2 protein-coding genes are annotated in these 2,246 nt (G+C 68.2%); one reads left to right on the forward strand and one right to left on the reverse strand.

Annotation, left to right across the window (positions count from 1 at the left end):
* Positions 1-1,235 (reverse strand): phosphoenolpyruvate carboxykinase (GTP) (locus U9R90_RS35600; protein WP_411061590.1); only part of this gene is annotated, 1,235 nt, incomplete at its 3' end.
* 233 nt (positions 1,236-1,468) lie between these two features.
* Between U9R90_RS35600 and trhA the strand changes: the two genes are divergently transcribed.
* Complete coding sequence (gene trhA, locus U9R90_RS35605) at positions 1,469-2,182, forward strand: PAQR family membrane homeostasis protein TrhA (RefSeq protein ID WP_411061592.1); 714 nt, start codon at positions 1,469-1,471, stop codon at positions 2,180-2,182.
* Positions 2,183-2,246: the final 64 nt, after the last annotated feature.

Here is a 2,246-nt window from a genome sequence, read left to right on the forward strand (position 1 = left end):
GCGGGGGTGGTGAAGCGCGAGTTGGGGTGGGCCGCGGGGGTCTCGGACTCCGGGGTCCAGTCGTTGCCGCGCCAGTCCGTGAGGTGGGCCGGGGTCTCCTCGGTGAGGCCCTCCCACCAGACGTCGCCGTCGTCGGTGAGCGCGACGTTCGTGAAGACGGAGTTGCCCCACAGCGTCTTGATCGCGTTGGCGTTGGTGTGCTCGCCGGTGCCGGGCGCGACGCCGAAGAAGCCCGCCTCGGGGTTGATCGCGTACAGCCGCCCGTCCTCGCCGAAGCGCATCCAGGCGATGTCGTCGCCGATGGTCTCGACCGTCCAGCCGGAGATCGTCGGCTCCAGCATGGCGAGGTTGGTCTTGCCGCAGGCGGAGGGGAAGGCCGCGACCACGTACTTGGCCTCGCCCTGCGGCGGCGTCAGCTTCAGGATCAGCATGTGCTCGGCGAGCCAGCCCTCGTCGCGGGCCATCACCGAGGCGATCCGCAGCGCGTAGCACTTCTTGCCCAGCAGGGCGTTGCCGCCGTAGCCGGAGCCGTACGACCAGATCTCGCGCGACTCGGGGAAGTGCGAGATGTACTTGGTGGTGTTGCACGGCCAGGGGACGTCCGCCTCACCTTCGGCGAGCGGGGCGCCGAGCGAGTGGACGGCCTTGACGAAGAACCCGTCGGAGCCGAGCTCGTCCAGGACGGCCTGGCCCATGCGGGTCATGGTGCGCATCGAGACGGCGACGTACGCCGAGTCGGTGATCTCCACGCCGATCGCGGAGAGCGGCGAGCCGACGGGGCCCATGCAGAACGGGACGACGTACATGGTGCGGCCGCGCATCGAGCCGCGGAAGACGCCGCCCTGCCCGTCCTGGCCGCCCTGCCCGTCCTGGCCGCCCTGCCCGTCCTGGCCGCCCTGCCCGCCCTCGCCCGCGAAAATCTTCCGCATCTCGGCGGGGGCCTTCCAGTGGTTGGTCGGGCCCGCGTCCTCCTCCTTCTCGGAGCAGATGAAGGTGCGGTCCTCGACGCGCGCCACGTCCGAGGGGTCCGATGCCGCGTAGTAGGAGTTCGGACGCTTGATCGGGTCGAGCTTCTTGAAGGTGCCCTTGGCGACCAGTTCCTCGGCCAGGCGCTCGTACTCCGCCTCCGAGCCGTCACACCAGACCACACGGTCCGGCTGCGTGAGCTCGGCGATCTCGTCGACCCAGGAGATCAGCTCTTGGTGGTTGGTGGGAAGCACAGCGTCGCGCGCCACGATCGCTCCTGTATGAGGGTGTATGGGACGGACAACCTGTCCAAGATGTCCGTATCTACTGACTGTTGCCCCATGGGGGCCGCGACCCGGACGCTTCGCTGCGGTGCTTCAGGGCGCTCATCCGGTGTCGACCTCACTCATTTGATCATCCGACGGTCGCGCCCATCTGTCCAGAGGGCATCACACGTGAGCGTTGCCACTTACGACCCGGAACTTACGGTGCCGTAGCTACCATGGCAGCCATGACTTCCCGCTCGGCCGAGGCGCCGACCGACACGGCCGAGGCGTCCCCCTCCGGCCCGAACTCACACTTGATCAAGCCTCGGCTTCGAGGATGGCTGCACGCCGGGATGTTCCCCGCGGTCCTCGTGTCCGGGCTGGCATTGGTCATCTTCACGGAGTCCACGCGGGCACGGATAGCCTGCGGCATCTACGTCCTCACCGCGTGCCTGCTCTTCGGCATCAGCGCGATCTACCACCGGGGGACGTGGGGCCCGCGCGGCGAAGCCGTGCTGCGGCGGCTCGACCACGCCAATATCTTCCTGATCATCGCGGGCACCTATACCCCGCTGACGCTGCTCCTGCTCCCCGATTCCACCGGACGAGTGCTCCTGTGGGCGGTCTGGGCGGCAGCGGTGGCGGGAATCGCCTTCCGGGTCTTCTGGGTCGGCGCGCCGCGCTGGCTCTACACGCCCTGCTATATCGCGATGGGCTGGGCGGCGGTGTTCTTCCTGCCCGACTTCCTGCGGGTCGGTGGGGTGGCTGTGCTGGTGTGCGTGATCGTCGGCGGGCTGCTGTACAGCGCGGGTGGCGTGATCTACGGGCTGAAGAAGCCGAACCCGTCGCCGCGGTGGTTCGGCTTCCATGAGGTGTTTCATTCGTTCACGCTGGCGGCGTTTGCTGTGCACTATGTCGGGATCTCGCTAGTGGCCTACCAGCACGCCTGAGGGGGCTGGGGTCAGGGATTGATCCCCCACCCCGCCCCTTCCCGAAAGTCCTGCGGACGGCGAA

Source organism: Streptomyces sp. E11-3 (assembly GCF_046540415.1).
Classification (GTDB): Bacteria; Actinomycetota; Actinomycetes; order Streptomycetales; family Streptomycetaceae; genus Streptomyces.

Excerpts from the sequence above, each read along its gene's own strand:
- trhA (WP_411061592.1), top strand. The coding sequence starts at position 1,469 with ATGGCAGCCATGACTTCCCGCTCGGCCGAGGCGCCGACCGACACGGCC.